We start from the raw sequence: 2,497 nt of genomic DNA, 5'->3' as shown, positions 1-2,497 counted from the left end.
AACACAGTGGACGCGAGCAACTGAGGACAAGCCCTCGGCCTATTAGTACCGGTCACCTCCACACCTCACGGTGCTTCCAGATCCGGCCTATCAACCCAGTCGTCTACTGGGAGCCTTACCCCATCAAGTGGGTGGGAGTCCTCATCTCGAAGCAGGCTTCCCGCTTAGATGCTTTCAGCGGTTATCCCTCCCGAACGTAGCCAACCAGCCATGCCCTTGGCAGAACAACTGGCACACCAGAGGTTCGTCCGTCCCGGTCCTCTCGTACTAGGGACAGCCCTTCTCAAGACTCCTACGCGCACAGCGGATAGGGACCGAACTGTCTCACGACGTTCTAAACCCAGCTCGCGTACCGCTTTAATGGGCGAACAGCCCAACCCTTGGGACCGACTCCAGCCCCAGGATGCGACGAGCCGACATCGAGGTGCCAAACCATCCCGTCGATATGGACTCTTGGGGAAGATCAGCCTGTTATCCCCGGGGTACCTTTTATCCGTTGAGCGACGGCGCTTCCACAAGCCACCGCCGGATCACTAGTCCCGACTTTCGTCCCTGCTCGACCCGTCGGTCTCACAGTCAAGCTCCCTTGTGCACTTACACTCAACACCTGATTGCCAACCAGGCTGAGGGAACCTTTGGGCGCCTCCGTTACTCTTTAGGAGGCAACCGCCCCAGTTAAACTACCCATCAGACACTGTCCCTGATCCGGATCACGGACCCAGGTTAGACATCCAGCACGACCAGACTGGTATTTCAACGACGACTCCACAACCACTGGCGTGGCCGCTTCAAAGTCTCCCAGCTATCCTACACAAGCCGAACCGAACACCAATATCAAACTGTAGTAAAGGTCCCGGGGTCTTTCCGTCCTGCTGCGCGAAACGAGCATCTTTACTCGTAGTGCAATTTCACCGGGCCTATGGTTGAGACAGTCGAGAAGTCGTTACGCCATTCGTGCAGGTCGGAACTTACCCGACAAGGAATTTCGCTACCTTAGGATGGTTATAGTTACCACCGCCGTTTACTGGCGCTTAAGTTCTCAGCTTCGCCCACCCGAAAGTGAGCTAACCGGTCCCCTTAACGTTCCAGCACCGGGCAGGCGTCAGTCCGTATACATCGCCTTACGGCTTCGCACGGACCTGTGTTTTTAGTAAACAGTCGCTTCTCGCTGGTCTCTGCGGCCACCCCCAGCTCAGGAAGCAAGTTCCCTCACCAGGTGTGGCCCCCCTTCTCCCGAAGTTACGGGGGCATTTTGCCGAGTTCCTTAACCATAGTTCACCCGAACGCCTCGGTATTCTCTACCTGACCACCTGAGTCGGTTTAGGGTACGGGCCGCCATGAAACTCGCTAGAGGCTTTTCTCGACAGCATAGGATCATCCACTTCACCACAATCGGCTCGGCATCAGGTCTCAGACACATGCCAGGCGGATTTACCTACCTGACGTCCTACACCCTTACCCCGGGACAACCACCGCCCGGGATGGACTACCTTCCTGCGTCACCCCATCACTCACCTACTACCAACTTGGTTCAGCGGCTCCACCACTCCGAATCACCCCGAAGGGATCACCGGCGGCTTCACGGCCTTAGCATCACTGGATTCGATGTTTGACGCTTCACAGCGGGTACCGGAATATCAACCGGTTATCCATCGACTACGCCTGTCGGCCTCGCCTTAGGTCCCGACTTACCCTGGGCAGATCAGCTTGACCCAGGAACCCTTAGTCAATCGGCGCACACGTTTCTCACGTGTGTATCGCTACTCATGCCTGCATTCTCACTCGTCAACCGTCCACAACTACCTTCCGGTGCTGCTTCACCCGGCAGACGACGCTCCCCTACCCATCACGATCCTCGTTGGAGGTTAATATCGCAATGACACGACTTCGGCGGTACGCTTGAGCCCCGCTACATTGTCGGCGCGGAATCACTAGACCAGTGAGCTATTACGCACTCTTTCAAGGGTGGCTGCTTCTAAGCCAACCTCCTGGTTGTCTGTGCGACTCCACATCCTTTCCCACTTAGCGTACGCTTAGGGGCCTTAGTCGATGCTCTGGGCTGTTTCCCTCTCGACCATGGAGCTTATCCCCCACAGTCTCACTGCCGCGCTCTCACTTACCGGCATTCGGAGTTTGGCTAAGGTCAGTAACCCGGTAGGGCCCATCGCCTATCCAGTGCTCTACCTCCGGCAAGAAACACACGACGCTGCACCTAAATGCATTTCGGGGAGAACCAGCTATCACGGAGTTTGATTGGCCTTTCACCCCTAACCACAGGTCATCCCCCAGGTTTTCAACCCTGGTGGGTTCGGTCCTCCACGAAGTCTTACCTCCGCTTCAACCTGCCCATGGCTAGATCACTCCGCTTCGGGTCTTGAGCGTGCTACTCCACCGCCCTATTCGGACTCGCTTTCGCTACGGCTACCCCACTCGGGTTAACCTCGCAACACACCGCAAACTCGCAGGCTCATTCTTCAAAAGGCACGCAGTCACGAGA

General features: G+C 56.6%; 1 rRNA gene. It reads right to left on the bottom strand.

The annotated features are described in order from the left end of the window. Positions 1-22: 22 nt before the first annotated feature. Positions 23-2,497, bottom strand: a 23S ribosomal RNA gene (locus ACIHCX_RS38075); the annotation flags it as partial.

Origin of the sequence: Streptomyces sp. NPDC052043, from assembly GCF_044548235.1 — a bacterium.
In the GTDB taxonomy this organism is placed as follows: Bacteria; Actinomycetota; Actinomycetes; order Streptomycetales; family Streptomycetaceae; genus Streptomyces.
The sequence above is the reverse complement of the archived record's forward strand: the minus strand, read 5'-3'. Positions and strand labels throughout refer to the sequence as shown.